Origin of the sequence: Defluviicoccus vanus (assembly GCF_014672695.1) — a bacterium.
GTDB lineage: Bacteria > Pseudomonadota > Alphaproteobacteria > Rhodospirillales > Defluviicoccaceae > Defluviicoccus > Defluviicoccus vanus.
The window spans coordinates 2,839,810-2,865,405 of sequence record NZ_CP053923.1; the positions used below are offsets into that span (position 1 = coordinate 2,839,810).

Sequence of the window (25,596 nt, forward strand, 5' to 3'; positions counted from 1 at the left end):
CCGCCATCAGACGAGCGCCCCGCCGCCGAACGAGAAGAACGACAGAAAGAAGCTCGACGCCGCAAAGGCGATCGACAGGCCGAAGACGATCTGGATCAGGCGACGGAACCCCCCGGAGGTGTCGCCGAAGGCCAACGTCAGTCCGGTCGTGATAATGATGATGACGGCGACGATCTTGGCCACCGGCCCTTCGATCGACTGAAGGATGGATTGCAGCGGTGCTTCCCACGGCATGGATGAACCGGAGGCATGGGCGGGCGCCGCCATCACGACGGAGAGCGTGGCGACGGACAGCGCCGAGACGAGGCGATGGCGCGTTTGATGCAGGCGTTGGATCACAGGGTTTCTCCTTCAAGGCTGGTGGGGTTGAGAGAGGCCGCGCGGTCGTCGCTCCCGGAGGCTGGTGCGTCGGCGGGCGTGACGCGGTAATCGCCGTCCGGGCCGAGGCCCTCGACGCGGACGAGTTCGGAGAGGCGGCGTGCCGAGCCGCGGCCGGAGAGCACGGCTACGAGGTCGATCGTTTCAGCGATCAGCGCGCGCGGGACGGTGACGACGGCTTCCTGGATGAGCTGTTCCATCCGCCGCAGCGCGCCGATGGCGCTGCCGGCGTGAATCGTGCCGACGCCGCCGGGATGGCCGGTGCCCCAGGCTTTGAGGAGGTCGAGCGCCTCGGCGCCACGCACCTCGCCGATCGGGATGCGGTCGGGGCGCAGGCGCAGCGAGGACCGGACGAGATCGGAGAGCGAGGCGACGCCATCCTTGGTCCGCATGGCGACGAGGTTGGGCGCGGCGCATTGCAGCTCGCGCGTGTCTTCGATGATGACGACGCGATCGGAGGTCTTCGCTACCTCGGCCAACAACGCATTGGTCAGCGTCGTCTTCCCGGTCGAGGTGCCGCCGGCGACAAGAATGTTGGCGCGGGTAGCGACGCCGGCCCGCAGCGCCTCGGCCTGCGTGACGGACATGATCCCCGCGCGGACATAATCGTCGAGCGTGAACACGGCGACGGCGGGCTTGCGGATGGCGAAGGCCGGGGCCGCGACCACCGGGGGCAACAACCCCTCGAACCGCTCCCCCGTCTCGGGCAACTCGGCCGAGACACGCGGGCTGCCGGTGTGGACTTCGGCGCCGACATGGTGCGCGACCAGGCGCACGATGCGCTCGCCGTTGGCGGGAGACAGCCGCTCGCCCGTGTCGGCCAGCCCTTCGGCGAGCCGGTCGATCCAGATACGCCCGTCGGGGTTCAGCATCACCTCGACGACGGAGGCGTCTTCCATGAAGCGGGCGATGGCGGGACCGAGCGCCGTGCGNNCACGCAGCATCCGTGCGCCACGCGCCAGCCCTTCTGAATTGTGCTGAGAAATCGCCATCTGATCCCCGATCCAACCGGGATAAGCTCAGACGCTCCCCGGACGGGGATGATTAAAAGAGCCAGAAATCAGGCCAGTTCAACAAGAGTTGGTCGTAGTAGTAGCGTGGCGCGCAAATACAGGAGAAAGGCGGAGTTGAGTCTTTATGCCGGCCTCGTCTGGCAGCCATTCACCCCTGATCGGCGGCCTTGTCGCGGCGTGAGTCGATGTCGCGCGACAGATCTTTGAGGAACCGATCGCCGGTCGCCAGCTTCCGGCCGAGTGTTTGCAGGAAACCCTCGAACCGTTCCATGCCCTTGGCGCGCGCCGATGGATGTGCGGCGTCAGGCAATGGCGGGGTGAGAGTCATCCAGAAGCGGATGAACAGCGAGAGCGTCTCGCCGAGAATGGCGAGATCTTCGTCCATGCCGTCGATCTGGCGCCCGATCCTGTCCATGCGACGAGCAAAGACGGCCTCCAGCCGTTCGGAGGCGTCGGCTGAGAGGAAAGACGCGACGGCAGCTTCGATTACAGCGGACTTCGAGACGCGGCGCCGGAGCGCCAGCGCCTCGACCTTCCTCAACAATTCCGGCTCGAAATAGACGTTCATGCGGGTTTTGGTCTGCATGGTTGGCCCTGCTACAACTCGATGCCATCGGCCGGGTCCATTGTCGCCTGCCGGGCGATAGATGTGACCTGACGACGAAGGCTGCGGGCCTTGGCGGCGTCCGTGTCCGGCTCGTCGTCGAGCAGGGCGAACTCTCCAATTGCCGGACGCTCGGNGGGTGCGATCTCTTCATGCTCCGGCAATTCCGGCTCGCGGCGGATACCTGCATTGGCCGGATCGGTGATCGGGCCGGTTTCGGTATTGGCCGTTACGCCGGCCGATGCGGTCGGGATCGCCAGTGCGGACCAATCATCGGTGGGCGGCTTGGCCGAGCCTTTTGTGGCTGCGGATTTCGGCGGCGGCATGATCCGCTCACGGAACCGCGCATCCTCGTAGTAGCGGGCCTTCTTCGCGCGCACCGGCGGGACGCCCGCGACCAGCAGCAATTCATCGGCGGGTGGAAGCTGCATGACCTCGCCGGGAGTAAGCAACGGCCTGGCCGTCTCCTGCCGCGACACCATGAGATGCCCCAGCCAGGGCGAAAGCCGGTGGCCGGCATAGTTGGTGGAATCGCGCATCTCGGTCGCGGTGCCCAATGCGTCCGACACGCGCTTGGCTGTGCGCTCGTCGTTGGTGGCGAAGGCGACGCGGACATGGCAGTTGTCGAGCACGCTGTTGTTGGCGCCATACGCCTTTTCGATCTGGTTGAGGCTCTGCGCGATCAAAAAGCTCTTGATCCCGTAGCCCGCCATGAAAGCCAGCGCGGACTCGAAGAAATCCAACCTTCCCAGCGCCGGAAACTCGTCGAGCATCAACAGCAGCCGGTGGCGATTGGCCGAGGTCGTCAGGTCTTCGGTCAAGCGCCGCCCGACCTGATTGAGCAGCAGGCGGATCAGCGGTTTGGTGCGGTTGATGTCCGACGGCGGCACCACGAGGTAGAGGCTGACGGGCCTGTCGCCCGAGACGAGATCGGCGATGCGCCAGTCGCAGCGCGCCGTCACTTTCGCCACCACGGGATCACGATAGAGGCCGAGGAACGACATGGCGGTCGACAGCACGCCCGATCGTTCGTTGTCGCTCTTGTTCAGCAGCTCGCGCGCCGACGACGCGATGACGGGATGCACGCCGGCCTCGCCGAGATGCGGGGTATTCATCATGGCGCGCAACGTCGCCTCGACGGGTCGCTTCGGATCGGACAGGAAATTGGCGACGCCCGCCAGCGTCTTGTCGGCTTCCGCGTAGAGAACATGCAGGATCGCGCCGACCAGAAGCGAATGGCTGGTCTTTTCCCAATGGTTCCTTTTGTCCAAAGCACCTTCGGGATCGACGAGGATATCGGCGATGTTCTGCACGTCGCGGACTTCTTTGTCGCCGCGCCGCACCTCGAGCAGCGGATTATAGGCCGACGAGGTGGGATTGGTCGGATCGAACAGCAGCACGCGGCCGTGCCGAGAGCGGAAGCCGGCGGTCAGCCNCCAATTCTCCCCCTTGATGTCATGGATGATCGTGCTGCCGGGCCAGGTCAGCAGGGTCGGTACGACGAGACCGACGCCCTTGCCCGATCTGGTCGGCGCGAAGCACAGCACATGCTCCGGGCCATCGTGGCGGAGATAGTCGCGGTCATAGCGACCAAGCACCACGCCGTCCGCGCCGAGCAATCCGGCTGCCTTGATCTCGTTCAGCTCGGCCCAGCGCGCCGAGCCATAGGTGACGACGTTCTTCGCGTCCCGCGCTCGGATCACAGACAGGGTGATGGCGACGACGATCGAGACCAAGCCGCCCGATACCGCGATCATGGCGCCTTCGAGGAAAATCGACGGCGCATAGGCGTCGAACGAGAACCACCACCAGAAGAAGATCGGCGGGTAATAGACCGGCCAACCCGCTACCACGAACCACGGCTGTCCGAGCTGCGCCTGAAACCCGAGACGCCATGCCGTCCATTCCGTTGCGCACCATATCGCGGTGAGCACGATGGCGAGGACGATTGCGACTTGTCCCCAAAGGACACGGCTTCCAGACATAGAGGCTCCGACCGGCAAAAGAGTGGAGCCGATCAAAGAATATCCGTTATGGCGAGAAGCAACAGAAAATCCGAAGCGTCGAGATTTCGGATGCTGTGGCTGACAAATCGGACGGTCGACGTCCAGGCGCCACGCCTCGACTACTGTTCTGCTGCCCCGAAGGTTGGCCATCCCAGGCCGTCATCGGTTCAGATCGGTCTGCATCAAAGCCCCAATCCTCTCTGCCGCCCCAGTTGCCACGACACCGATCCCCCTCGCACGATGCCCATGACCTCGCGGCCGAGCTGACGGTCGATGACCGGCCGCCACGGAACAAGGGTGAACTCGTGTGACTTNNACTCGACGATGGCGAACTTGCCGCTGGCGAGCTGCGTGGTTCCAGTGAAGGCGCCGGTTAAGGTCTCGCCATCGGCGGCCTTTCGGAAGGGGAGCGACTTCTTTGCCGCCAGTTCTTCGCCCGCGCGGGCAACCTCGCGCTCCTGAAGCGTGGCGATCAGGTTGCGCCGATAGGCGACGCGGCCGTCCGGCTGACGGGCGGCGTCGCCATGCTCGATATGATGTTCGCGGCGGCGCTCCATGGCCGCGCGCATCTGTTCACCGAAGCCGGCCGGCGACAGGTCCGATCCGTCCGCGCTGAGGAGGCGCCGGTCCAGCCAGGTCGCCCCATCCGATCCGATCTGGCGTTCCAGATCGAAGGTCGAGAGGATGCGGATATTGGCTCGGCTACTCCGCCCTGCATCGTGGGTGGCGGCGCGTGCCTCGAAATCATCGGGGATGCGCCATTGGTCAGCGTCGATACGCTCCACGATCCCGGCCCGGCGCAACGCCTCCAGCCGCCGGACATGGGCGTCCACGAATCCCTGATAGTCGCCGTTCGGCACTTGGCCGTCGAACCGCGCCTGCTCCAGATGACGGCTCGGCCGATAGACGCCATCCGCGGCCATGCCGGCGATGGCGCGGTCGGATGGACGGCCGGCGCTGTCCGGTGGCCCGATCTCGATGATGCTGCCGATGCGGATGTCCTCGACCCGCGCGGCGTCGATACCGGAGACATGGTGCGTTCGCCCGTCGATGCCATCGACCACAAGCGTCAGGTGTTCGCCCAGCTCGTCGGACAGATGCTTGTCGATGACGCGGCCGATGATCGGCGTCTCGGGCGCGCTATCGTGAATCTGGAAACTCATCGGGTCGCGTTCCACGCCCTCGGCCAGATGCGCTTGCTGCATGATGCGGATGATGTCGCCGCGCTCTCCCATTTGGCGCAGCGTTGGTTCCAGCCGGTCGCTCAATTCCCAGATGCCGGACGCATGTTCCGTGGCAAGGCCCATGTCGTTCAGCTNTGAGAGACGACGTAGGCGCAGCGTCCGGTCGGACTGGCCGCGCAAGTCGCCCGGTTCATGGCGCAGGTCTATGAAGCGATCTTCCGCCTCGCCGATCATCGCCCGGTCGATGCGGGTGAGGCGGTCCTGGTCGATCTCGGCCAAGAGCTTGCGGCGGTGCTCGATCTCGGTGACGGGTCCGAGTTCCAACGTCGCTAGTTCGCTGGCCCGCTCGCGGATGCCATTGGCGAGATAATCGCCATTGATGACGAGATCCTCGTCGAGGGCGTCGCGGCCGTTGACGATGACATGCACATGCGGATGGCCGGTGTTGTGGTGATTGACGGCGACCCAATCCAGCTTCGTGCCGAGGTCGGTTTGGACCTGGGCCATCAGTTCGCGGGTGTAGCCGGTCAGGTCGGCAAGATCGGCGGCGTCTTCCGGTGACACGATGAACCGGAACTGGTGGCGGTCGTCCTGACCGCGATCGAGGAAGGCGTCGCCATCGGCACGGTCTTCCGTCGCCGAGTAGATCTGGCCGCGTTCGCCATCGCGAGCCGTCCCGTCGCGCTGGATGTAGCGCAGATGGGCGCCGGCCTTGCCACTGCGACCGGCGGCGCGAACCGACCGGGACTTGACGATCACGCGGCGGCTGCCGGCCTTACGATGGGTCCACCCGTTCGACAGGTTGCGGGCGCGAACGAAGGATGCGCCGCGCCCCCGCTGCACGCCTCGGCCAGAGGCGACGACACTCTGACCATTCATCGAGCGGCCGGAGCCACTGCTCTGGGTCGAGCGGTTGCGGCCGGTCCCGGCCTGTTGCTGGCGGGCGATCTTGCGAAGCTGGCTGAGGAAACTCTTGGCCTGTCCGGCCTTCGCTCCGTTGGAGCGGATGCGGCCGGGCTTCGGCCGAAAATGATCGTCGTCGCTCATGGCTCCTGATCCGCCAGAAACCGGCGATTTCGGGCGAGGGTGCCGTGAGAAACGCTGAAAATGTTGGGTTTCCGGCATCTCGCAGCACTACGGCGGCTCAGAGACGGTGCCGCCCAAAACAGTGTGCAGACAAGGGCTTGCCCCCGGATCGGACCCATGGGGTGCCGTCCGCTTTAATCTTGCCCTCCCGCCTTCCTCCCTGTTCCGCCCCCATTGCCCACGGATGAGACTGTCGCCAGCCCCATCCGCTGCACACTGAAACTTCCTGCCGGGCGGACCGGATCATGGGCCTCATGGCTGTCGTCCCGTATCCGCCCGCGCCACGAACAGACCGCCCGACTGCGGCACGATGGCGGAAACATCGCGCATGTCCGGGATCGTGTCCGCGTCATTGGAGGAGCGCCCGACCGGCACAAGAGCGGTTGACGTGCGACGCTCCGATTGCGCGATGAACAGTGGTGCTTGAGTCCAAGCGAGCGGATCGGCAGCGGCGACCAAAATCGGCGTCGGTGCATCGCCACCGCCAAGAGAGGGCGCGACATTGGCGACATAGGCGCGCGTTTCGGCCGGTAGGAGACGGCCCTTCAGCGAGTCCTCGTAACGTCCGGGACCGGCGTTGTAGGCTGCGATCCAGCCGGGCGAGCCGTAGCGGTCGTATAGCTCGCGGATATAGGCCGCGCCCGCGATGATATTGTCGTGGGGGTCGTAGGGATCGGCGCCGAGGCGGTAGCGATCCCGCAAACCCGCCCAGGTCTTCGGCATGATCTGCATCAATCCCATCGCGCCCTTGGGGGAGATGGCGCGGGGATCGCCGTTGCTCTCCGCCTTCATCACCGCACGAATCCATGCTGCGGGAAGCTCGAAGCGTTGCGCCGCCTCGGCGACGAGTTCGCCGAGAAAGTCACGGACGGGTGCAGGGGCGGAGTTCGACGGTTGTGCGAAGACTGGAACGGTCAGCGCGCAACCGAACGACAGACCGATAAGGAGAAGAAGGGAGGTACGCCGCATCGTCTCAGTCCCTTCCGTCGCGCTTCTGCGGACGGTTCCAATGCAGCGACCAGGCGCTGCCGGTATCGTCGTCCCGGAACAGGTTGGCGCGGATCGGCCGCGGCAGCGTGGGATCGTCGATCAGCAGGGCGATGTATTCGCCTGCGCGCTCGCCAGTGCGTTTCCAGCCCGCGCCGATCTCCGGGCCGTCATCGCCGCCGTGATGGATGCGATAGTCCGGGGCGTTCTCAGCCTCGGACGGCTCGGTAGGAACGACGGTGACTTCGCTGAAAAGCGTCAGGGTATGGATGCGCCCGACAAAACCGGATGTCTCACGGGTGAATGTGCCGATCTGTGACATGATGGTCTCCATGGCGGCGGTGTGGTTGAACCGTCGGCGGGCGCCGCTCCCGACGACGGGAAGCGGTCAGCGTGCCGTCGCGCGCCAGACGAAGCGGCCGTCGCCGGCCTCGTCGGTGTAGAGCGGCGTCGCCTTGCCGATGACCGCGCGCGTCGGAAGCGGGCCGAAGTAGCGACCGTCCAGACTGTCGTGCGCGTCGGGATTCATGAGGAAGATGTCGCCATCCGCGATGCGGCGGCAGCCTTGCCAGACGGGCAATGGGCGGCCGAGTCGGTCGCGGTCGAGCGCCTCGCCGAGCGGCACGGCATCGACGGTGATGGTGTTGCCGGTGCGGCAGACCCGTTGACCGGGAAGCCCCATGACGCGCTTCATCAGCGGCACGTCGCGGCCGATATAGCCGCGAGCGACCATGAAGTCGGACAGTGGCTTGTCTGGCATGGCCGCGACGAGATCGCCGACTTCCAAATGGCGCGTCGGGCCAAGGTCGTAGAGACCGACCGGCACGCTGGCCGAGGCATTCCAGACGAGGCGCGGCGCGATCGGGATGAAAGCGGCGACGGCGACGCCCATCGTCACGAAATACGTCACCATGACATAGCCGAAGCGAGTCACAGTTCGATCTCCCGGCGCTTGAGCCACGCCTGATGGCGCTCCGTCGAATAGGCGCGGGGCTGGTGCCCGGCGCCGATCCGGTTGCCGACATGCCGCCAATGATCGGGGGCTACGTCCCAGGCGTCGATGCCGAGGGCTTCCACGGCGTCGATGTGACGAAGCACCCGTTCGACCTTGGGCCAGCCCTCGATTTTCAACAGGATCTCGCCGCCGGGACGCACGAAGGGCAGCGTCTGGTAAGCTTCGCCCGGCGCAACCGCGCGCACGATGTCGATGCGCGAGATGATCGTGCCGAAGTCGTTGGAGGCCCAGCGCACGAAGGCGAAGATGCTGCCTGGCCGATAGGAGAAGACACGGCGGCGGCGGTCGAGCACCTGCTCATGGGCTTCGCGACCGAACCTGATCCAGTTCTCGATCCGCTTCTCGACGTGGGTCAGTTCGACATGGGTGAGGCTGTCGGCGAGATGCGCGCGCGGCATGGGGCCGCTTTGCACGCGGGGAACCGCGGCGTCGGTCATGATGGGTCTCCTTCGATGGTCGGGGAAATTCGCGCGCGAGCAGGTCGCGCAGCATGTCGGCGACGGTGACGCCGCGCCCGAACGCGACGATCTTGATGCGGCCGCGCTAGTGCGGGCGTTACGTCGATGGTCAGCCGGGCGGTGAAGCTGCCGGAATCGCCATCGCGCGACGGCGTATCGGTCGCCCTGACCCAGCGGTCGAGATCGGCAGGCCGGGACGCGAAGCCGTTGCGGGTTGGGCGCTGGCTCATCGCACCGACCTCCCGATGCTCAAGCGCGAGATCGCGTCCGCCAGCGCCGCGATCTCGCGCGCGGCGGGCGTGTCATCGTCCAGCTCGGAGACTAGGCGACCGGACTGCGCGGCGACCGCGAAAGCGACGCGCTGGCCGATGGTGGCGGCAAGGACCGGCGGGTCGTGGTCGGCCAGCGTCTCGGCCGTCTCACGGGCAAGCACAGTGCGCGCACCGCAGCGGTTCAGCACAAAGCGCGCGGCCAGCTCAGGCCGGTAGATGCGCGCCTCGGAGACGAGCGCCAGCATCTCGGCAGAGGCCCAGCCGTCGAACGGCGACGGCTGCACCGGGATCAGGACTAGGTCGGCGGCGAGCAGCGCCGAGCGCATCAGTCCGGCGACGCGCGGCGGCCCGTCAATAACGATATGATCGGCGTCGCGGGCCAGTTCGGGCGCTTCCCGATGCAAGGTGTCACGGGCCAGACCGACAACGCCGAATAGGCGCGCGAGCCCCTCGCGGCTTCGCTGCTGCGACCAGTCGAGCGCCGAGCCTTGCGGGTCCGCGTCGATCAGGGTGACGCGCTGGCCACGGCTGGCCCATTCGCCCGCGAGATTCAGGGCCAGCGTCGTCTTGCCGACGCCGCCCTTCTGATTGAGGAGAGCGACGATCATCGGCCGCCTCCCGGACGGAAGGGGAGCTGAGGAAGCGGATGCGTGTCGGCTGCCTTGGGGGTGTTGGTGCGCCGTTTGCCGGTGACGCTGAGCGCCTTCGTGGCTTGCCGAACGAGGTTTTCCACCTCGCGGGCGCGCTCTTCAAAGTTAGATTCTCTGTTGAACTCTAAGTTAAGGGCGCGATTTTCGCTTTTCTTGCCGTGGGTTAAGGCCGGTTTGGGTTCCCGTTGGCACGAGGGGGCGGTTCCTGATGGCACGGGCCTTCGGGTTCCCGATGGCACGAAGCCGCCCACAGGTTTTCCACAGGCCGGCGCCGGCTCGAAAGCGAGCAGCGTGCGGCCTCCCGCCTCGATCTCCAGGAACAGCCTGTAACCGGGGAGCGGCTGGCGGCGGATGATGTCGCGCAGCTCGAAGGCGAAGCGCTTGAACGGCGACAGGGCGCCGGACTTCTGATGAAGGTGGCGGAAGTCGAAGCGCCAGCCATTGCGCTGGCGACCGCCATGCTTGCGGACGATCCGGTAGAGCCAGCGGTCGAGCCCGCCCGTGAGATCAAAATAGGCTCGGTCGATCGTCAGCACGAGCGCGTCGTCGAGCACCGCTCGGTAGAACCAGTCGGGCACGATCAGCTCGATCCCGTCCGGCTTGCCGCTCCGGTCGGTACGTTCCTTCCATTCATTGATCCACGAAAAGCGGTGCCGCCGGCCTTCGGCGGCAGGTTGGCGGATGGAGGTGCAGATCGTCGTCGATTGCAGCCGGTCGAGCGCCGCCTTGAGGCGCTGATAATCGCGCAGCGACGTGCCGCGGCCGATGAACTTCAGGATTTCATAGGNGGTGGCGACCATCAGGCGCGAGGTGCGAAGCCCCGTGTCGCGCGCCTCGACGATCTGGCTCGCCGCCCAGATCAGGATGTCGGCGTCCCAGATGGTCGCCATGCCGTGATCGGCCACGGCCTCGACGCGGATCGACACGCCGCCGGCGTTGAAATCTATCGGCGCGGTGCGGTGGGATTTGGAAAGGGAGAAGAAGGGATAGGCCATGAGATCCTGCGCGTCTCGGGCAGCGAACTCGCCAGGGAGCGCCCGAAACAGGTCGAGCTGTCCGCGCTCCGATGGGTGTTGTTGCCGCGCCGCCATTGGTGGGTTTCGCCAGCGATCAGCGTGGGTATCGACCGGCATGGGCGGGCGGCGCCGGCGTACGACGCTTGGCGGGAAGGATCGAACCGCGCGGATCGGATGTCGAGGTGACGGCGCCGCGCGCCGCCCAGGCTTCGAGATCGTCGACGGCATAGACGACGCGGCCGCCGAGCTTGCGATAGGCGGGGCCGGTGCCATAGGTCCGGTGCTTTTCGAGGGTGCGGGCGGACAGGCTGAGGAACTCGGCGGCTTCCTTGGTGCGCAGGAAGCGTGGCGGGAGAACGGTGAGGTCGGGTCGCATGGATGGGGCCTCCGTGAGCTTCGTGAAGGCCGCTGGAGATCAGCGGCGGACGAAGGCCACGATGGCGAAGCAGGACCGGCGGGATGCAGGGCGAAGTCAGGGGGTATGAAATCGCCCACCGCTTACGGTGCCGGCGCGGTCAGTTCTGGCGGTGATGTCGGAGCAAGGCGCGATAGCCGCCGGCGATCATGGCGCGCGCATCCCGCAACAGGGATTTGATGGTGTGACGGGCGGAAGCGTCCTGCCATTCTTGGCGATCGAGTCGGGCGATGTGGAACACGACCTGCGCGATCTCCCTCTGCGTCGCGCCATCGCGGTGGCCATCGAAGCACTGCAACATCCTGCGCAATCGCAGGCGTTGTTGCCGCGTCAGCCGTGTATCCGGTGGAACCGTCCGGCCATGAAGGGCGGCCAGCAGGCGGCGAAGGGATTCGAGCCGGTCGAGCCCGTCCCGATCGAGCGGAATGATGGCGGCAAGCGGCTGGCCGAGCATCGCGTCCGGTTCGATGACGAGCTGGACGCGCTGGCCGTTGCCGAGATCGTAGAGAAGGACGTCTTCGCTATCGTCTGCAATGCGACCGGCGGTCTCGAACGTCGGCGGCAGTACGGCGTCCGCAGTCAGACCTGCGGGCGCTAACCCCAGAAAGAGGGTGCTCGTGTCGTCTTCGGGCAACCAAGCGATGTGGGCTTCAGATGGAGGCTCCAGCGGGTCGACGGGGAAATCGCAACCCCCACCGCCGCCGGATCTTGTCGGTCAGCGTCCGGACGTCGGTCTTTCCCGCGCGCAGCTCCTGGTAGTCTTCGTCATAGGCGTCATTGCGCCGGAGCCACTCCCAGGCGAGATCGGACGCGCTCATCTCGGCGAGATGTTCATAGGCGGCAGAAGAGCGCCAGCCTGCTGCGCTGGGTGTCATTGCGATCCTCCCTTCGCTTATGTGCTTGTGGAGGAGGAAGGATTCCTGACGGAACCGTCCGGCGGAAGCTGGACTATAGGCAAAGAGCGATGCCGCGCCGGCATCGGGCAATCAATGCGGGGGCGGGTCAACTCGCGATAGCCCTGTTCCGTCATCCAGCGCGCCCGCGCCAGATGCGTGTCGTGAACATGGCGGCAACGCTGTGGGTCGTGGGAGGGATCGAGGCCGAAGATGACCTGGACCGCCTCCTGCCAAGCCGCGCCGTCGCGGGCCGAGTCGAGCAAACGCAGATAAAGAGCCATGTGCTCACGGTCATAAGATGTGAGCGACTGGCTGATTGGTGGCTCGTCGAGGAACGACGACGTTTTCTGGCCCATAGAGCGACTATAATCGCTTAATGGCGTTTCGTTAACAGGATCTTGGGAAATTCTAGCGCAGCGCTTGAGGCGGGGCAGCCGACTAGCGCTTTGGCGAGAGATCCTTCCTGTCGTGAAGCAACAACACGCCTTCGCCCTTATCGGTCGATAGCAGGACGATCCCTGCGGCTTCCAGCGCCCTGCGCACGAGATCGCGCGTCGACTCATAGACCTCGAGGCCGCTTTCGGATTCGAGGCGCTTGAGCGCAGTCAGCGATGTCCGAGCCTGGTCAGCGAGCGTCTCCTGTGTCCATCCCAGCAACGCGCGTGCGGCCCGTGATTGTCGGGCGGTGATCATAAATGACCACCTCCCACCGGCCAATAACTACCTGCCAGAACTACGACTATTTTAGTCGCTCTTGGCGGCGCGAGGGGGGCTCGAAAACTTGTCGTCCGCTCTTTTAGGTCTTCGACGGCGCCACTGATTCGCGCGTAGGCAAGACAAAGGCCCCGGCCTGTCCGGCCGGGGCCTTGCTCGGTGGGTCAGTCCGCCCGGCGGCTCGGGCGGGACCAGATCAGCGAGTAGCCATCGCCGTCCTCGTCGTCGAAGAGGTTGGCGTAGATGGGGGCGTTGAAGCTCGGATCGTCGAGCTTGAGGCCCAGATAGTCGCGGCCCTCGTTGGAGCGCTTGGACCAGGCGGCGCCGATCTCGACGCGGCCGACCAGAACCCGGTGGCTGGGGGCGTTTTCGCCGGTGGCGCGCTGGTCAGGGACGATGCGCACGCCCTTGGCCTGGACGCTGAGGGTGACGATTTCGCCGCTGAACTCGTTCGAGGCGGTCTTCTTGAAGGTGCCGATGGTCGCCATTTTCAANNATCTCCGTTTNNGTCGTTTTCGAGCCCGCACCATTGCGGCCTCGATGGCGATCGACGGGCCGGAGGCGATCGACAGCGCACCCCGAAGGGGCCTGACAGCTAAGGAGGNACTTTGTTGTCCCGCGAGGAATGACGGCGCAGCCGGCAGGGGAAGAAAGTTTGACGCGGCTGTTGCGCCACAGGCGATCGAGGCGCAGCCGGCCTTCGGCCAGATCAAGCCATTGGAGAGGCCGTTTGGAGCGGTCTGGAGGCGGGCAGAAGCGGAGATGATGGTGGCCCTGTCGAGACCGGCGCCAAGACCTGCGCGATATTCACCGGCGTATCTCTCCCCCTTGTCGGCGGGCCTTGCGTTTCTCGTGTTCGCCCGACCTGCCACGGACGAAAACCTCCGCCGGTCAGTATCGATGGGCTGCGCCGGGATCGGCGCTCGGTCCAGGCGTGTCCCGAGGGGATGATTGAGCCGTGGTTCTCTGCGTGATCCGGGCACTGTCGTCCGCGTCGCCCTCTCAAGACGATGGTGTGGACAGAACGGAAGCGCTTTTCTGTCCCGCTATCCCGGCGGGGTGATCAGGCCCGAGCCTGGCTCTGGCCGGACGGGCCGGTGGCCGCCATGCCCGTGACGCGCGCGAACGCGGTGACGCCGACCGCGACCGCGCCGAAGACCGAGAATACCAACTGCCAGGTCTCAGATGGCATGGTGTGTTTCACGATGCCGTGCGTGGCGTGGTAGCCGGCGATAGCGGCCGGAGCGACGAAGGCGAGCGCGATCAACAGCCGCGCCCAGAGCGGGCGGACCAGCCCAAGCAGGAGCTGGCCGGCGCCGAGCGTTAGCCCGGCCGCGAGCGTGCCGATCAGGATCGCGCCTAGCCAGCCCGCGCCGGTCTGGTAGGCCCAGCCGCCGGCGGTGGCGCCCGCGAAGAGGGGCAGCGCAAAGACGGCGAGCGTGAACAGCAGCCAGCAGAAGAAGCCGATGGCTGCGATGGATAGGATTGTGCCCAGAAAGATCATGGTGGTGTCTCNCGAAAGAACGGTTCTGACGGTCGCGCCTTCCACCACCACCACGGCGCATCGAGAACTATAGCAGAACATCGANNCGCCGGCGGGAGCGGAAACCGATGAGGTTCCAGTCCCGCAGGCGATGATCTTCGACCCATCATGGGCCGAAGGNNGGTCGATCTCGCGGACGATCTGCGAAAGGTCGCCGTCATATTCGCTGGCGGGCGTGACCGAGAGCGTCCCGTCGCCAGCGCGGAAGATGACGATGACGGCCATCAGGGTGGTGGCGAGGCTGAAGGCGAAGGCGTGTGCGTCGTTGAAGGACATCGAACCGGCTCCTGTTTCGAGCGGAGGTCCATCCCCGCTGACAGGCGCCCGATGTGTTCGGCCGAGGGCCGCGATCACCGCGCAGGTGAAGCCGAAGCGGCGGCACGCGCAGCGTAGTCCGACCCTTTATGGGTTGATGGCGTCAGGCCCTTGGCGGGACCAAGGATCAGCGCATTTGAAGCGGGGTGGAGACTCGCTACGGGAGCGGTCGTTGTCCGATGGCGTCCATGCCGGATTGCCTCGCGGCCGTGTTGGCGTGTCGATGGAAATGCGGACGGCGCTCACGCGCCGCCCGTGCTGAACCGATAGACCGGNNGCATGCCGAGCTTTCTGGCCTTGTCGGCGAGATTGTCCTGGATGCCGGTGCCAGGGAAGACGAAGACACCGATCGGCATGATCGCCAGCATGGCGTCGTTGCGCTTGAACGGGGCGGCTTTGGCGTGCTTCGTCCAGTCGGGCTTGAAGGCGACCTGCGGCACCTTGCGGGTTTCCGCCCAGCGCGAGGCGATCTTTTCGGCGCCTTTCGGGGAGCCTCCGTGCATCAGCACCATGTCCGGGTGTTTGGCATGAACCTGATCGAGCTTGGCCCAGATCAGCCTGTAATCGGCGGTGTCGCCGCCTGAGAAGGCGATCTTCGGGCCTGCGGGCACGAGCACCTCGGTTTCTGCGCGGCGTTTGGCGGCGATGAAATCGCGGCTGTCGATCATCGCGGCGGTAAGGTGGCGATGGTTGACGCGCGATCCGTTACGCTGGGACCAGGNGGAGCCGGTGGCGCGGAGATAGTGATCGGCGGCGCTGTCGCGGAAGACTTCCAGGCTGTCGCGCCGTTCGATCAGTGATTGCCCCAGGTCGATCAGGCGTTCGAGCTGGACGGATTTGACCTCGGAGCCGTCCTGTTCACGCTGGAGGCGCTTCTGTTCCTGCTCGTTGTCGTCGAGCTTGCGGTCGGCCCGTTCGACGGCGCGGTGGAACATATTGACGGTCGACCAGAGGAGATCGTCGAGGTCGGGATCGAGGCTGGTTTCGGCCACCGTGGCGATCAGGGCGTCGAAGATGTCGGCCACGGCGCCTTCGATGATGCGGTCTTCCGGGACAGGCCGGGGATCGGCTTCGTCTTCCGAAGGTCGGTAGCCGTAGAGCTGAAGCTCCTGCACGATATGGTCGGTTGGTGATGATGCGTGTTCGGGTTCGTAGTCGTCATGCCCGTTCATGGGATGCTCCGTCGGTTGGACCGTGACCGTCGCGGCCTTCATGGCGACGAAGCCGTCGGGCGGGACGGACCTGCACCCGAAGCGAAGCGNCAGGGCCGAAGCGCAGCGGAGGATGGCGGAGGCCGGCGATTTTGCCTCGCGATGGAAAGCGGTCCCCCTTTTCTTTTTGGGGGANNCCGCGCCGGAAAATCGTCGGTCGCAGCCATTGCCGATCCGGCCTGGCTGACGGCCGATCGCCCTCTCGAAGGCCGAGGCGCGGTCCTCTCCGATGGAAGGACGCATCCNTGCGGGCATGATGACGGTGGCCCCGCCATCCCCATGCCGGCGACTATGCGGCTTGGAGCCAGAAGCGGGCGATGTCCTGCGGTGCGAGCTGCACCCTGAGATTGGCCCGGAACGCATCGAGGCCGAGGCGCCGGAGATCCTCGTTGAAATCCTCGAGCACCGGCGAGAGCACGATCACCTCGATCCCGGCCGCGTTCGCCCGTTCGACAAGGCTGTCGCGTGCGCCGTCACCTGCCGGGTCGTTGTCGCGGACGATATAGAGCCGGCGCAGATCGTCGGGGAACAGGATGGCGGCCAGATGGGCAGCGGACAGGGCGGCCGCCATCGNCGCCATGTGCGGAAGCGCCTGACGTGCGGACAGGATGGTTTCGATGCCTTCGCCCGCCGCCATCACCGCGCCGGCGTTCCCGAAGCGGACGGCGTGTCCGAGCAGGTCGCCCATCGCTTTGCGCGGCGTGTCGATCGGCGCCTTGCCAACCCGGATAGGATCTGGGCCGTCAGGGGCAAGCCAGGTGCGATGTGCGCCGGTGATCGTGCCCCGAAGATCGGTGACGGCGGCGATCATCGCTGGCCAGGTTTCGGTCGGGCCATGATCGTCCGGTCGATAATAGCAGCGCGGATGGAAGCGGAGGCTTCCGGTTCCGTGCAAAGCCGTAATGCCGCGATTGCGGAGATACGCTTCTACCAGCGTGCCGCCGATCGGCTTCGACATAGCGAACAGCCGCCTTGCCGCCTCGGCCGAGCCTGACGGGGCCGGCGTGCTCGGTCGCTTCGGGCTCGCCGGCGCGGGTTTCGGACGCGGCAGGCTGAGAAAGCTGCGGGCTTCCTCGACGACATCGGCGAAGTCGGTGAGGCCGCAGCTCTCCCGGATCACGTCGAGCAGATCGCCATGCTCGCCGGTGGCGGCGTCGGTCCATTTGCCCGCCGGCCCTTTCGCCGTCTCCTTGAGCCGGACGAACATCGAGCGGCCGGGCGTGTTGCGCGCATCGCCGACCTGCCAGTAATTGCCCTGACGATGGCCGGCGTCGAGATAGTGGCGGCACACCGCCTCGGNCCTCCCGGCCGAGACGCTGCGCCAGATCGGAAGCGTCGAGACGTGTCATCACGCCGCCTCGCGTTCGCCGATGCGCTGGACCGGATAGCGGCCCAGCACTCGCTCCAGCACCGCAAGACCGGCGCTATCGGTCGGCACGAACATCCTGAGCTTCCAGGAGATGATCTCGTGGAACAGTCCGTAGGCGGTGAGCCGCTCGCGCATCGTGTCGGTGAAACCCGACAGTTCGATGCGGTTGGCGCCCATCACACGGACGCGGTGAAGTTGAAGCCCCTCGGCGAGGTCGAGGATGGTGCGACCATCCATCAGCGCCATGAAGGCGTCGGCGGGCGCGAGAGTGGCTGCGCCGGTCGTGGTCGCATTGGCCGCCCAGGCGGGTGAGACCTTGCGGCCGACGATCCGCTCGCCCTCGTCGGTCTGGAGCCGATAGACGCGGGTGGACTCGTTCGGTAGCCGCTTCCAGATCGGCAGCAACAGGCCGGCGACGACATGGATCGTGCTGTCGGAGAACGCCGGCACGTCCGCGACCTCGGCGTTCCAGGTTGAGGCGAAGTCGATCCGTTCCGCCTCGGCCCAATGGGTCTCGCCCATCATCTTCACCGGAACGGTGTGGGATTCCATCGGCCGGATCAGCCGGACACGGCGTTCGATCTCGCCATCGTCGAGCATGACCGAGGTGGCGGGGATCTGCACCGCGGCGCGGCCCGACCGTTCGTTGACCAGCAGCCTGGCGCCGGATTCGCCGAGATGGGCGAGCGCGTCGTCCAGCGTGACCGGGCGGTTTCGGGTCCGCTGCGCGATGGTGAGGAGCCGGGTCTCGGCGCCCGTGCCCGGATGCGTATAGATGGTCTGGCGGCCGGTGACGGTGAAGCCTTCCGCCGTCAGCGTCTCCAGCCCGACATCGTAGATGCCAGCGGCTATGGCCCCCTCGATCTTGGCGGTGAGAAGCTGCTCAAAGGCGGTGAACAGGATGCCCTGAAGCTCGATGGTCAGGGCCAGCAGCCGATTGAGGAAGGTGGTGATCGGGGGCAGTTCGTCCTTGATGCCGTTCGCGTCCATCAGCTTCAGGCCGGTGGCGGACTCGAAGCGTTCGAGCGAGCAGCCTCCGACCTTGCCGCGCACCAGCAGGAGATAGAGCTGGCGGAGCGCATCGCGGGCGTAGGGGCTTTCCAGATTGTCCTCGGGGCGGAACAGGCCCTGGCCGCCGGTCTGGCGCTGGCCGCGGGTGATGGCGCCCAGCGTGTCGAGCCGCCGGGCGATGGTGGAAAGGAAGCGCTTCTCCGCCTTGACGTCCGTGGCGATGGGCCGGAACAGCGGCGGCTGCGCCTGGTTGGTCCGGTGCGTGCGACCGAGGCCCTGGATGGCGGCGTCCGCTTTCCAGCCGGGTTCGAGCAGATAGTGGACGCGCAGCCGGGTGTTCCGCGCCGAAAGCTCGGCGTGATAGCTGCGGCCGGTGCCGCCGGCGTCCGAGAAGATCAGAATGCGTTTGCTGTCGTCCATGAACGCCTGGGTTTCGGCGAGATTGGCGGCTGCGGCGCGGTTCTCGACGACGAGGCGATCGCCGCCGGAAGGCATGCTCTTGCGGACGATGCGCCGCGAGCGGCCCGTCACCTCGGCCACCAGCTCCGTGCCGAAATGCTGGACGATCTGGTCGAGCGCGCCGGGCACGGGCGGCAGGGAGGCGAGCTGCGCGATCAGCTCGTCGCGGCGCGCGACGGCTTCGCGGCTTTCGACGGGCTGGCCGTCGCGATAGACCGGCCGCGACGAGAGGTTGCCCTCGCTGTCGGTGAAGGGCTCGTAGAGCTGCACCGGGAAGGAATGGGCGAGGTAGTCGAGAACATATTCCCTCGGCGTGATGTCGACGCGAACGTCGTTCCATTCCTCGGTCGGCAGGTCGACCAGGCGGCGTTCCATCAGCGCCTCGCCAGTCGAGACGATCTGGATGACAGCGGCATGGCCTGCTTCCAGGTCGCCGCTGATCGACCGGATCAGAGTCGGCGTCTTCATGCTGGTGAGCAGATGGCCGAAGAAGCGCTGCTTGGCGCTCTCGAAGGCCGAGCGGGCGGCGGACTTGGCCTGCCGGTTCAGCGTGCCGGACGTGCCGGTGATGTTGGCGGCCTCCATCGCCGCATCCAGATTGTTATGGATGACGGCAAAGGCCCCGGCATAGGCGTCGTAGATGCGGGTCTGCTCAGGGCTGAGGGCGTGTTCGACCAACTCGTATTCCACGCCGTCGAAGGAGAGCGAGCGGGCGGTGTAGAGGCCGAGGGCGCGCAGGTCGCGGGCCAGCACCTCCATCGCCGCGACGCCGCCAGCCTCGATCGCCTCGATGAACTCGGCCCTCGTCGAGAACGGAAAATCCTCGCCGCCCCACAAGCCGAGCCGCTGGGCGTAGGCGAGGTTGTGGACCGTGGTGGCGCCGGTCGCGGAGACATAGACGACGCGGGCGTTCGGCAGCGCGTGCTGGAGGCGCAGGCCGGCGCGGCCCTGCTGCGAGGCGGCGACGTCGCCGCGTTCTCCCTTGCCGCCACCGGCGTTCTGCATCGCGTGCGCCTCGTCGAAAATGAGGACTCCATCGAAGTCGGAGCCCAACCATTCGACGATCTGCCGGACGCGCGAAACCTTCTCGCCGCGGTCGTCGGAGCGTAGCGTGGCATAGGTCGTAAACAGGACGCCTTCCGGCAGCGTGATCGGCCGCCCCTGCGGGAAGCGCGACAGCGGCGTGACCAGCAGGCGTTCCATGCCGAGCGCCGACCAGTCGCGCTGCGCGTCCTCGATCAGCTTGTCGGACTTGCTGATCCACACCGCCTTGCGGCGGCCCTGGAGCCAGTTGTCGAGAATGATCGCGGCGGACTGACGGCCCTTGCCGACGCCGGTGCCGTCGCCGATCATGAAGCCGCGCCGGAAGCGGGCGGCGTTCTCCGCATCCTCGCGCGCGGCGGTGACGATGTCGAAGGTGGCGTCCACCGTCCACGATCCGGCGAGATGGTCCGCGTGCGCTTCGCCCGCATAGATCACGGTCTCGAGTTGGGCGTCCGACAGCAGCTCATGGATGTTGGGCGGCAGGCTTGGCCGATAGCTCGGCTTGGGCGGAGCGACCGAAGCCATTGCGGCCGACTGCACCAGCCGGGTCGGATGGGCCTGGGCGCCGGCGATACGGATCGCCTGCAATCCGTATTCCTCGTAGATGCCCTCGGACAGGCGACCGCCTTCGCCGGCGAGCCAGTCCTGGGTCTCGTAGGCGAGCGGCAGGCCCTCCGGTTCGGCCATCGGCGCAGTCGCCGGGACGGCTTTGGCGGCGCGGTTGATATAGCCACGCACGTTGCGAGGGGTGGCAGGCGCGATGGCCGGGACCACGACGGAGGGATCGACGGCGAGCCGTTCCGGCGCTTGCTCGTCGATCCAGCCCAGCAGCGTGGCGACGTCCGACGCGACGCCGGGCGCTGCCGGAAACACGGCGGGATCGTCGGCGGGCCGCTTGTCGATGACAGTCAGGCGCGTCTCGATGGTGGTGCCGTGTTTGGCATAGACGGAGCCGTCGATGACGGCGGAGAAGACGACGCGCCCGCGCGCCTGCAACCGGACGAAGGCGTCCCGCCAGGCCGGATTGTCGGGTGCGAAGCTGGCGCCGGTGATCGCCACGAGCCGGCCGCCGGGGGCCAGACGCGCTAGGGCCGAGGCGACATGGCGGTAAGCGGCGTCCGCCATGCGGCTCTCGACATTGGCCATGACCGAGAAGGGCGGATTCATCAGCACGACGCTGGGCATCACGGCGGGATCGAGATGATCGTCGATCTGCGCCGCGTCGAAACGGGTGACGGAAATGGCCGGGAAGAGCAGTGACAGCAGATTGGCGCGGGTGTCGGCCAGCTCGTTGAGAACGAGCGCGCCGCCCGCGATCTCGGCGAGGATGGCGAGCAGGCCGGTGCCCGCCGACGGCTCGAGCACCCGGTCGGCCGGAGTGATGGCCGCGGCGTGGGCGGCGACCAGGCCGAGCGGGATCGGCGTCGAGAACTGCTGGAAGGTCTGGCTCTCCGCCGAACGCCGCGTATGCGTCGGCAGCAGGTTTGCGATTTTCGACAGCGCGGAAAGGCGGGCCGTCGGAGACCCGGCTTTGCGGAAAAGCGCACGTCCGTATTTACGGAGGAACAGGACGGTCGCCGCCTCGCAGGCGTCATAGGCCGTCTTCCAGTCCCAGGCGCCGGTGGTGTCCGGCGCGCCGAAGGCGGTCTCCATCGCCGCACGCAGGGCGGCGGCGTCGACGCGCTCGCCGCGTTCGAGATGAGGCAGGAGCTGGCCGGCGGCCGCGAGGAGGGCGGCTGCGGGTTCGGGATTGGAGCCGAGCGGAAGCGGCGCGGCGGTCGCCGCCGCGGATGCGGAAATCATGGTCATGGTGGGAACCTCAAGGAGAGCGGAAAAGGGCGAGCCCGTGCGGCGCTCTCTCTCGACCGCACCAGCTCAAACCCGTCCCGGCGGCTCTCTCACTCTCAAGGCGCCCGCACGGGAAAAGCGCCCGACCGTGAGGTGGGGCGCTTTTCAAGGGGATCAGTTCCAGAGCCCGTCCGCGATCTCGGAGGCGACGAGCGTGCGGGCCTTGCGGATCAGGTCATCGCCGCAGGTATCGACATGGCCGAAGAACCGCGCACGAGCGCCGTTCGCGGTCCAGTCGGCATAGGCGCAATATTCCCGAGCATCGGATCGAAACGCCCGCATGTCGTCGGCCCAGTGAGGCTTGGGCTCGACGACGACGGTGAGGCCGCCTCTGGTCTCCGGCCAGGGCAGAGACCGTTCATGCGGCGGATGCTGGCGATCCGCCGCGAAGATGGCGTCGATGTCGGTCATGACGCCTCTCCCGTCTCGGGCCGCACGAAGCCTTCGGGATCGTCGGGATCGGGCGGCAGATAGGCGTCGTAGGGATTGCCGTCGGCGAGATGGCCAAAGGGCGTGAAGACATAGTCGCCGTTGTCCCGCCCCACGGCGCAGATGACGTAGCGGGGGCTGCCCGTCACCGCGTCGAGGCACTCCATGAGGGCGAGATTGCCGTCGCCCGCCGCGCGCAGCAGGGTCTGGAAATTGCTCCGGGCATGGGAGGGAATGCTCACAGCGGACCTCCCTCGTCGGAGAGGGTCTGGGCAAGCCAGCCATCGGTGTAGATCCAGTCCACGGTCTCGCCGGTGGCGAAGTCGAGGACATGGGCGCCGCCGCCGAACCCGTCGAGACGCGGCCGCGAGCAGGTGTTGGCGTATTGGAAGCCCCATCTGCCTGTGAGGCCGAAATCGGCGGCGCAACGCTTCACGAACTGGATGAGGCGCTCGGGATCGCCGGTCACGTCGTCGCGCATCCAGAGTTCGGTGCCGCCGTATTGCGGCTCGATCGACAGAAGGAAGCCCTCGGAGGGTGGTTCCTCCGACGCGCCTTCCGCGGACAGCGTGTTGTAGAGATCGAGCGCGCGGGCGGCGTTCTCGGGCGTGCCGACGTCGAGCAGGCACGAGAAATGGGTGAAATAGTTGGCCATGACAGGCTCCTGAAACGAGAAAGCCCGGCGCGATGGCCGGGCTCGGTTGAGGGATGATCGAAGGGGTCAGTAGCCGAACCGCCAGGATGGCCAGGGCTGGCCATCGTCGGCGGCGGCGACGGCTTCCGGCAGATAGCCGCCATCGCCTTCGACCAGGGTTGGATCGCGCACCGGCGTTTCGTCGATGACGGTGACGCAAACGACGAGACCGTCTTCGACCTCGACGTGGACGGGCACGAGATACTGAAAGACGACGCGCGCGTGGCCGACGGGTCGGGTTCAATCATGGAAGGTCTCCTTGCGAAGATGCGGGGAAGCGACCTCTCGCCGCTCCCCCGCCGTGAGGGTCATTCGGCAGCGATCGTCAGGGCGTCCTCGTCCTCGATCTCTTCGGCATCCTCGTCGCCGTCCTCGCTGAGGAAGGCCGGCAAGGCGGCCTCTTCGTCGGCGTCGGCCTCCGCGCCCGGTTCGATGACCTCCCCGTCATGGGGATCGATCAGGCGCAGCGGCTCGGGCAGCCAGGCGGTGTCGGCCAGCAGGCGCTCGGCCTCCTTGGCCATGTCGCCCTTCTTCAGATGGTCGATGAGTTGGGCGGCCCGTTCGCCGGCGCCCTCCCGGACGGCTTCGAGGATGCGGGGCTTGGTGACGCGGCCGAGATAGTTGCCGACCGTCGGCCGCCAGCCCGCCGCCACCATGTCGAGGCCAGTGGCGCGCGCCAGCCGGTCGGCCTGGGCGAGGCGGACATCCAGCCCATGCTGGCTGACGCCCGATCCGTAGGGGTTCGGCCGCTCGAACAGCGCGTTCACGCCGAAGCTGACGCAATGGGCGAGCAGATCGAGGCGCGTGCCCGGATCGAGATCGGTGAGCCAGTCCCACAGCGCCTGGTCGTCGGCGGGAACGTGATCGCCCCAGCGCCCGTGCCGCTCGGCGATCTCGTGCGCCGTGCCGCTGTCCTTCAGCTCCTCCGGTTGGGCGGAGAAGAAGACGTGGCGGACGCTGGCCTCGAGGCAGCCCGTCGGCGCGGGTCGCCGGAAGGTATCGCTGACCAGCTTGTGCAGCAGCATGGTCATGGCGACGTCGGGATGCTCGGCGAGCGCGTTACGCAGCGCCAGCGTGCGATGCGCGGTCAGCTCGATGACGAGGCGCTCGGGCAGCGGCTTGATGCCGTCCTCCTCGTCGTCTTCCGGCTCCGCGGCCTGGCCGCCGACGGTGACGACGGCGCGTTGAACGGCGGGCGTGGCCGAATGGCCGGTGTCGCCGTCCGTCTCCGTCGTGTCGTCTCCTTCGGGGGCGACCGGGCGCTCGTCCTCGGGGCGGACATAGCCACGGTCGACCGACAGCGAGCCGTCGGCGTCGAGGCTGACGAAGACGCCGGCGGTGGGGATGTCGGCCGGATCGTAGATCGCCGGGCGCTGCTCGAAGGCGTCGAGCGCCTGCTCGATCTCTCCGAGACGCGCGTCGATCTCGTCTGGCAGCTCGTCGGCTTCGGCATATTCGGCCTCGAGCCGGTCATACTCGTCACGCAGCGCCTCGCGAGTGGCGCGCTCCTCGTCGGTCAGGTCGACCGCCGTTCCGGCAAGCTCCCGAAGCCCGTGCTCGTGGCCGTAGGGAAAGCTCAGGGCGGCCTCGACCCACTTCCAGCCTTCGCCCGCGATCTCGTCGGCGGCGGTCTTGAGCTTCTCGGCCACCAGGCGGTCGAGCAGGGCCGGGTCTTGCAGCCAGCCGCCGTCGTCGGACTGGAAGAGGTCGCGCAACACGATGCCGCCGGCCGCTTCATAGGCTTCGACGCCCACGAAGACGGCCCGCCTGTCGGAAGCCCGCACCGTGGTCTCGGTCAGCATCCGGCGGATGTGATAGGGCTCTTTCTGCCAGCCATCCTTGATCGCGTCCCAGACCTGCTCCTGGCGTGCATGGTCGGAACTGACGGTGAAGGCCATGAGCTGCTCGAGCGTCATGCCGTCGTCGGCGTAGATCTCGAGCAATACCGGCGAGACGGAAGCGAGGCGCAGGCGCTGCTTCACGATATTGACGCCGACGAAGAAGGCGGCGGCGATGGCTTCCTCGGTCATGCCCTTCTCGCGCATGGCCTGGAAGGCGCGGAACTGATCGAGCGGATGCAGCGGCGCGCGTTCGATGTTCTCGACCAGCGAGACCTCATCGACCAGGATGCCGCTGTTGGCGTCGCCGACGACGCAGGGCACCGGCGCGGTCTTGGCCAGACGCTTCTGCTTCACCAGCAATTCGAGCGCGCGATAGCGGCGGCCGCCGGCGGGCACCTCGAAGATCCCGGTTTCGGCGCCATCGGCGTCGAGGACGGGACGGACATGCAGGCTCTGGATCAGGCCGCGCCGGGCGATGGACTGGGCCAGCTCCTCGATCGAGACGCCGGCCTTGACGCGCCGGACGTTGGACTGGCTCAGCACCAGCTTGTTGAAGGGGATGTCGTGCGCCGACGACAGGGTGATCTTCTGAATGGCAGTCGCCATGATCGTTACTCCGCGACGGGCGGCCGAGAGCCTCTCTCTCGACCTCCGACCCGTCACGAAGCGAAGCGCAGCCCTCTCACTCTCAGGAGGGCCGCGCCGGGCGGGCGGAAAAGCGTGAAGCCGGAAGCCCGCCTCTCCGCCTTTCCGGTTTTCAGGATCATCACACGCCGCACAGGCCCTCGCACTCGTTGGGCCAGAGATCGAGCTGGCCGCGATCGCCATCGGTCGACAGGTCGACCTGGTCGAGCGGCACCGCGGAACGGTGGAGATAGACGTCACCACGAATCCNCCGGAATCCGGTGCGAATGGCGGCGTCGACCGATACGGCGTCGGCCCAAGCCTCGGGATCGCGGTCTCGCATCCGCCGCCAGTGATCGTCAGAATGGAACGGGCAACCGATGCAGGCGCTCTTGGGTGGCAGGGGGTAATCGTGCCGATCCAGCCAGCGCAGGCAATCCAGACGGGTCATGCCTTGCTCGATGAGCGGCCAGCGGTTGATCTGCCACGGCTCGAACGAAGGCTTCATGCGTAG

Annotated in this window: 25 protein-coding genes; all 25 read right to left on the reverse strand. The window is 66.7% G+C overall.

The features are described from left to right. Positions 1 to 6: 6 nt before the first annotated feature. Positions 7 to 339 carry a TrbC/VirB2 family protein gene (locus HQ394_RS12750; protein ID WP_012114983.1) on the reverse strand — a complete coding sequence of 111 codons (333 nt, stop codon included), beginning with the start codon at positions 337 to 339 and terminating at the stop codon, positions 7 to 9. Continuing rightward, positions 336 to 1,370, reverse strand: a complete 1,035-nt coding sequence (trbB, locus tag HQ394_RS12755) for a P-type conjugative transfer ATPase TrbB (protein ID WP_190260574.1) — start codon at positions 1,368 to 1,370, stop codon at positions 336 to 338. The genes HQ394_RS12750 and trbB overlap by 4 nt, the downstream gene beginning before the upstream one ends. A gap of 169 nt (positions 1,371 to 1,539) precedes the next feature. Next, the gene (locus tag HQ394_RS12760; protein ID WP_012114985.1) at positions 1,540 to 1,977 is read right to left on the reverse strand and encodes a ribbon-helix-helix protein, CopG family; all 438 of its coding nucleotides are present in this window, start codon (positions 1,975 to 1,977) and stop codon (positions 1,540 to 1,542) included. A gap of 11 nt (positions 1,978 to 1,988) precedes the next feature. Then, entirely contained in the window at positions 1,989 to 4,151 is a 2,163-nt protein-coding gene (locus HQ394_RS12765) for a conjugal transfer protein TraG (protein ID WP_456151429.1), read from the reverse strand. 32 nt (positions 4,152 to 4,183) lie between these two features. Beyond that, complete coding sequence (locus HQ394_RS12770; RefSeq protein ID WP_407644702.1) at positions 4,184 to 6,310, reverse strand: relaxase/mobilization nuclease domain-containing protein; 2,127 nt, start codon at positions 6,308 to 6,310, stop codon at positions 4,184 to 4,186. A gap of 213 nt (positions 6,311 to 6,523) precedes the next feature. Continuing rightward, on the reverse strand, positions 6,524 to 7,240 hold the full coding sequence (locus HQ394_RS12775; RefSeq protein ID WP_012114988.1) for a lytic transglycosylase domain-containing protein: 717 nt from the start codon (positions 7,238 to 7,240) through the stop codon (positions 6,524 to 6,526). 4 nt (positions 7,241 to 7,244) lie between these two features. Next, entirely contained in the window at positions 7,245 to 7,580 is a 336-nt protein-coding gene (locus tag HQ394_RS12780) for a DUF736 domain-containing protein (protein WP_012114989.1), read from the reverse strand. Positions 7,581 to 7,646: 66 nt separating this feature from the next. Beyond that, entirely contained in the window at positions 7,647 to 8,192 is a 546-nt protein-coding gene (locus tag HQ394_RS12785) for a S26 family signal peptidase (RefSeq protein ID WP_012114990.1), read from the reverse strand. Beyond that, positions 8,189 to 8,710, reverse strand: a complete 522-nt coding sequence (locus HQ394_RS12790) for a DUF2840 domain-containing protein (protein WP_012114991.1) — start codon at positions 8,708 to 8,710, stop codon at positions 8,189 to 8,191. The genes HQ394_RS12785 and HQ394_RS12790 overlap by 4 nt, the downstream gene beginning before the upstream one ends. Before the next feature lie 247 nt (positions 8,711 to 8,957). After that, a complete protein-coding gene (parA, locus tag HQ394_RS12795; RefSeq protein ID WP_012114993.1) occupies positions 8,958 to 9,611 on the reverse strand; it encodes a ParA family partition ATPase in 654 nt (217 codons plus the stop codon). Continuing rightward, positions 9,608 to 10,786, reverse strand: a complete 1,179-nt coding sequence (locus HQ394_RS12800) for a replication initiator protein A (protein WP_456151430.1) — start codon at positions 10,784 to 10,786, stop codon at positions 9,608 to 9,610. The genes parA and HQ394_RS12800 overlap by 4 nt, the downstream gene beginning before the upstream one ends. Further along, positions 10,764 to 11,045 (reverse strand): helix-turn-helix transcriptional regulator, encoded by a 282-nt coding sequence (locus tag HQ394_RS12805; protein ID WP_012114995.1) that lies wholly within the window; start codon positions 11,043 to 11,045, stop codon positions 10,764 to 10,766. Before HQ394_RS12805 ends, HQ394_RS12800 begins: the two co-directional genes overlap by 23 nt. Positions 11,046 to 11,184: 139 nt before the next feature. After that, a complete protein-coding gene (locus tag HQ394_RS12810) occupies positions 11,185 to 11,718 on the reverse strand; it encodes a DUF2285 domain-containing protein (RefSeq protein WP_012114996.1) in 534 nt (177 codons plus the stop codon). Positions 11,719 to 11,734: 16 nt separating this feature from the next. Continuing rightward, on the reverse strand, positions 11,735 to 11,959 hold the full coding sequence (locus tag HQ394_RS12815) for a transcriptional regulator domain-containing protein (protein WP_012114997.1): 225 nt from the start codon (positions 11,957 to 11,959) through the stop codon (positions 11,735 to 11,737). A 17-nt stretch (positions 11,960 to 11,976) separates the two neighbouring features. After that, on the reverse strand, positions 11,977 to 12,336 hold the full coding sequence (locus tag HQ394_RS12820) for a DNA -binding domain-containing protein (protein WP_456151431.1): 360 nt from the start codon (positions 12,334 to 12,336) through the stop codon (positions 11,977 to 11,979). 82 nt (positions 12,337 to 12,418) lie between these two features. Further along, complete coding sequence (locus HQ394_RS12825) at positions 12,419 to 12,673, reverse strand: uS8 family ribosomal protein (RefSeq protein ID WP_012114999.1); 255 nt, start codon at positions 12,671 to 12,673, stop codon at positions 12,419 to 12,421. Positions 12,674 to 12,858: 185 nt separating this feature from the next. After that, positions 12,859 to 13,182, reverse strand: coding sequence for a DUF736 domain-containing protein (locus HQ394_RS12830; RefSeq protein ID WP_012115000.1), 324 nt, complete (start codon positions 13,180 to 13,182; stop codon positions 12,859 to 12,861). A 1,612-nt stretch (positions 13,183 to 14,794) separates the two neighbouring features. Further along, a complete protein-coding gene (locus HQ394_RS12840) occupies positions 14,795 to 16,126 on the reverse strand; it encodes a DUF2493 domain-containing protein (RefSeq protein WP_456151432.1) in 1,332 nt (443 codons plus the stop codon). Beyond that, positions 16,053 to 16,970, reverse strand: coding sequence for a DUF7146 domain-containing protein (locus tag HQ394_RS12845; RefSeq protein ID WP_456151607.1), 918 nt, complete (start codon positions 16,968 to 16,970; stop codon positions 16,053 to 16,055). The genes HQ394_RS12840 and HQ394_RS12845 overlap by 74 nt, the downstream gene beginning before the upstream one ends. A gap of 141 nt (positions 16,971 to 17,111) precedes the next feature. Continuing rightward, a complete protein-coding gene (locus HQ394_RS12850; RefSeq protein WP_012115005.1) occupies positions 17,112 to 21,455 on the reverse strand; it encodes a strawberry notch family protein in 4,344 nt (1,447 codons plus the stop codon). A gap of 153 nt (positions 21,456 to 21,608) precedes the next feature. Continuing rightward, the gene (locus tag HQ394_RS12855; RefSeq protein WP_012115006.1) at positions 21,609 to 21,905 is read right to left on the reverse strand and encodes a hypothetical protein; all 297 of its coding nucleotides are present in this window, start codon (positions 21,903 to 21,905) and stop codon (positions 21,609 to 21,611) included. Next, positions 21,902 to 22,165 (reverse strand): DUF6117 family protein, encoded by a 264-nt coding sequence (locus HQ394_RS12860; RefSeq protein WP_012115007.1) that lies wholly within the window; start codon positions 22,163 to 22,165, stop codon positions 21,902 to 21,904. The genes HQ394_RS12855 and HQ394_RS12860 overlap by 4 nt, the downstream gene beginning before the upstream one ends. Further along, a complete protein-coding gene (locus HQ394_RS12865; protein WP_012115008.1) occupies positions 22,162 to 22,578 on the reverse strand; it encodes a hypothetical protein in 417 nt (138 codons plus the stop codon). Before HQ394_RS12865 ends, HQ394_RS12860 begins: the two co-directional genes overlap by 4 nt. Positions 22,579 to 22,644: 66 nt before the next feature. Then, on the reverse strand, positions 22,645 to 22,815 hold the full coding sequence (locus HQ394_RS12870) for a hypothetical protein (protein ID WP_190260576.1): 171 nt from the start codon (positions 22,813 to 22,815) through the stop codon (positions 22,645 to 22,647). Positions 22,816 to 22,925: 110 nt separating this feature from the next. Next, a complete protein-coding gene (locus HQ394_RS12875) occupies positions 22,926 to 25,064 on the reverse strand; it encodes a ParB/RepB/Spo0J family partition protein (protein WP_012115010.1) in 2,139 nt (712 codons plus the stop codon). Positions 25,065 to 25,596: the final 532 nt, after the last annotated feature.

Bases quoted from the DNA above. Each gene is read 5' to 3' on its own strand.
- HQ394_RS12825 (WP_012114999.1), bottom strand. From the start codon at position 12,673: ATGATCACCGCCCGACAATCACGGGCCGCACGCGCGTTGCTGGGATGG.
- HQ394_RS12780 (WP_012114989.1), bottom strand. From the start codon at position 7,580: ATGTCACAGATCGGCACATTCACCCGTGAGACATCCGGTTTTGTCGGG.
- HQ394_RS12850 (WP_012115005.1), bottom strand. From the start codon at position 21,455: ATGACCATGATTTCCGCATCCGCGGCGGCGACCGCCGCGCCGCTTCCG.
- parA (WP_012114993.1), bottom strand. From the start codon at position 9,611: ATGATCGTCGCTCTCCTCAATCAGAAGGGCGGCGTCGGCAAGACGACG.
- HQ394_RS12760 (WP_012114985.1), bottom strand. From the start codon at position 1,977: ATGCAGACCAAAACCCGCATGAACGTCTATTTCGAGCCGGAATTGTTG.
- HQ394_RS12830 (WP_012115000.1), bottom strand. From the start codon at position 13,182: ATGGCGACCATCGGCACCTTCAAGAAGACCGCCTCGAACGAGTTCAGC.
- HQ394_RS12815 (WP_012114997.1), bottom strand. From the start codon at position 11,959: ATGACACCCAGCGCAGCAGGCTGGCGCTCTTCTGCCGCCTATGAACAT.
- HQ394_RS12865 (WP_012115008.1), bottom strand. From the start codon at position 22,578: ATGGCCAACTATTTCACCCATTTCTCGTGCCTGCTCGACGTCGGCACG.
- HQ394_RS12820 (WP_456151431.1), bottom strand. From the start codon at position 12,336: ATGGGCCAGAAAACGTCGTCGTTCCTCGACGAGCCACCAATCAGCCAG.
- HQ394_RS12855 (WP_012115006.1), bottom strand. From the start codon at position 21,905: ATGACCGACATCGACGCCATCTTCGCGGCGGATCGCCAGCATCCGCCG.
- HQ394_RS12805 (WP_012114995.1), bottom strand. From the start codon at position 11,045: ATGCGACCCGACCTCACCGTTCTCCCGCCACGCTTCCTGCGCACCAAG.
- HQ394_RS12790 (WP_012114991.1), bottom strand. From the start codon at position 8,710: ATGACCGACGCCGCGGTTCCCCGCGTGCAAAGCGGCCCCATGCCGCGC.
- HQ394_RS12875 (WP_012115010.1), bottom strand. From the start codon at position 25,064: ATGGCGACTGCCATTCAGAAGATCACCCTGTCGTCGGCGCACGACATC.
- HQ394_RS12775 (WP_012114988.1), bottom strand. From the start codon at position 7,240: ATGCGGCGTACCTCCCTTCTTCTCCTTATCGGTCTGTCGTTCGGTTGC.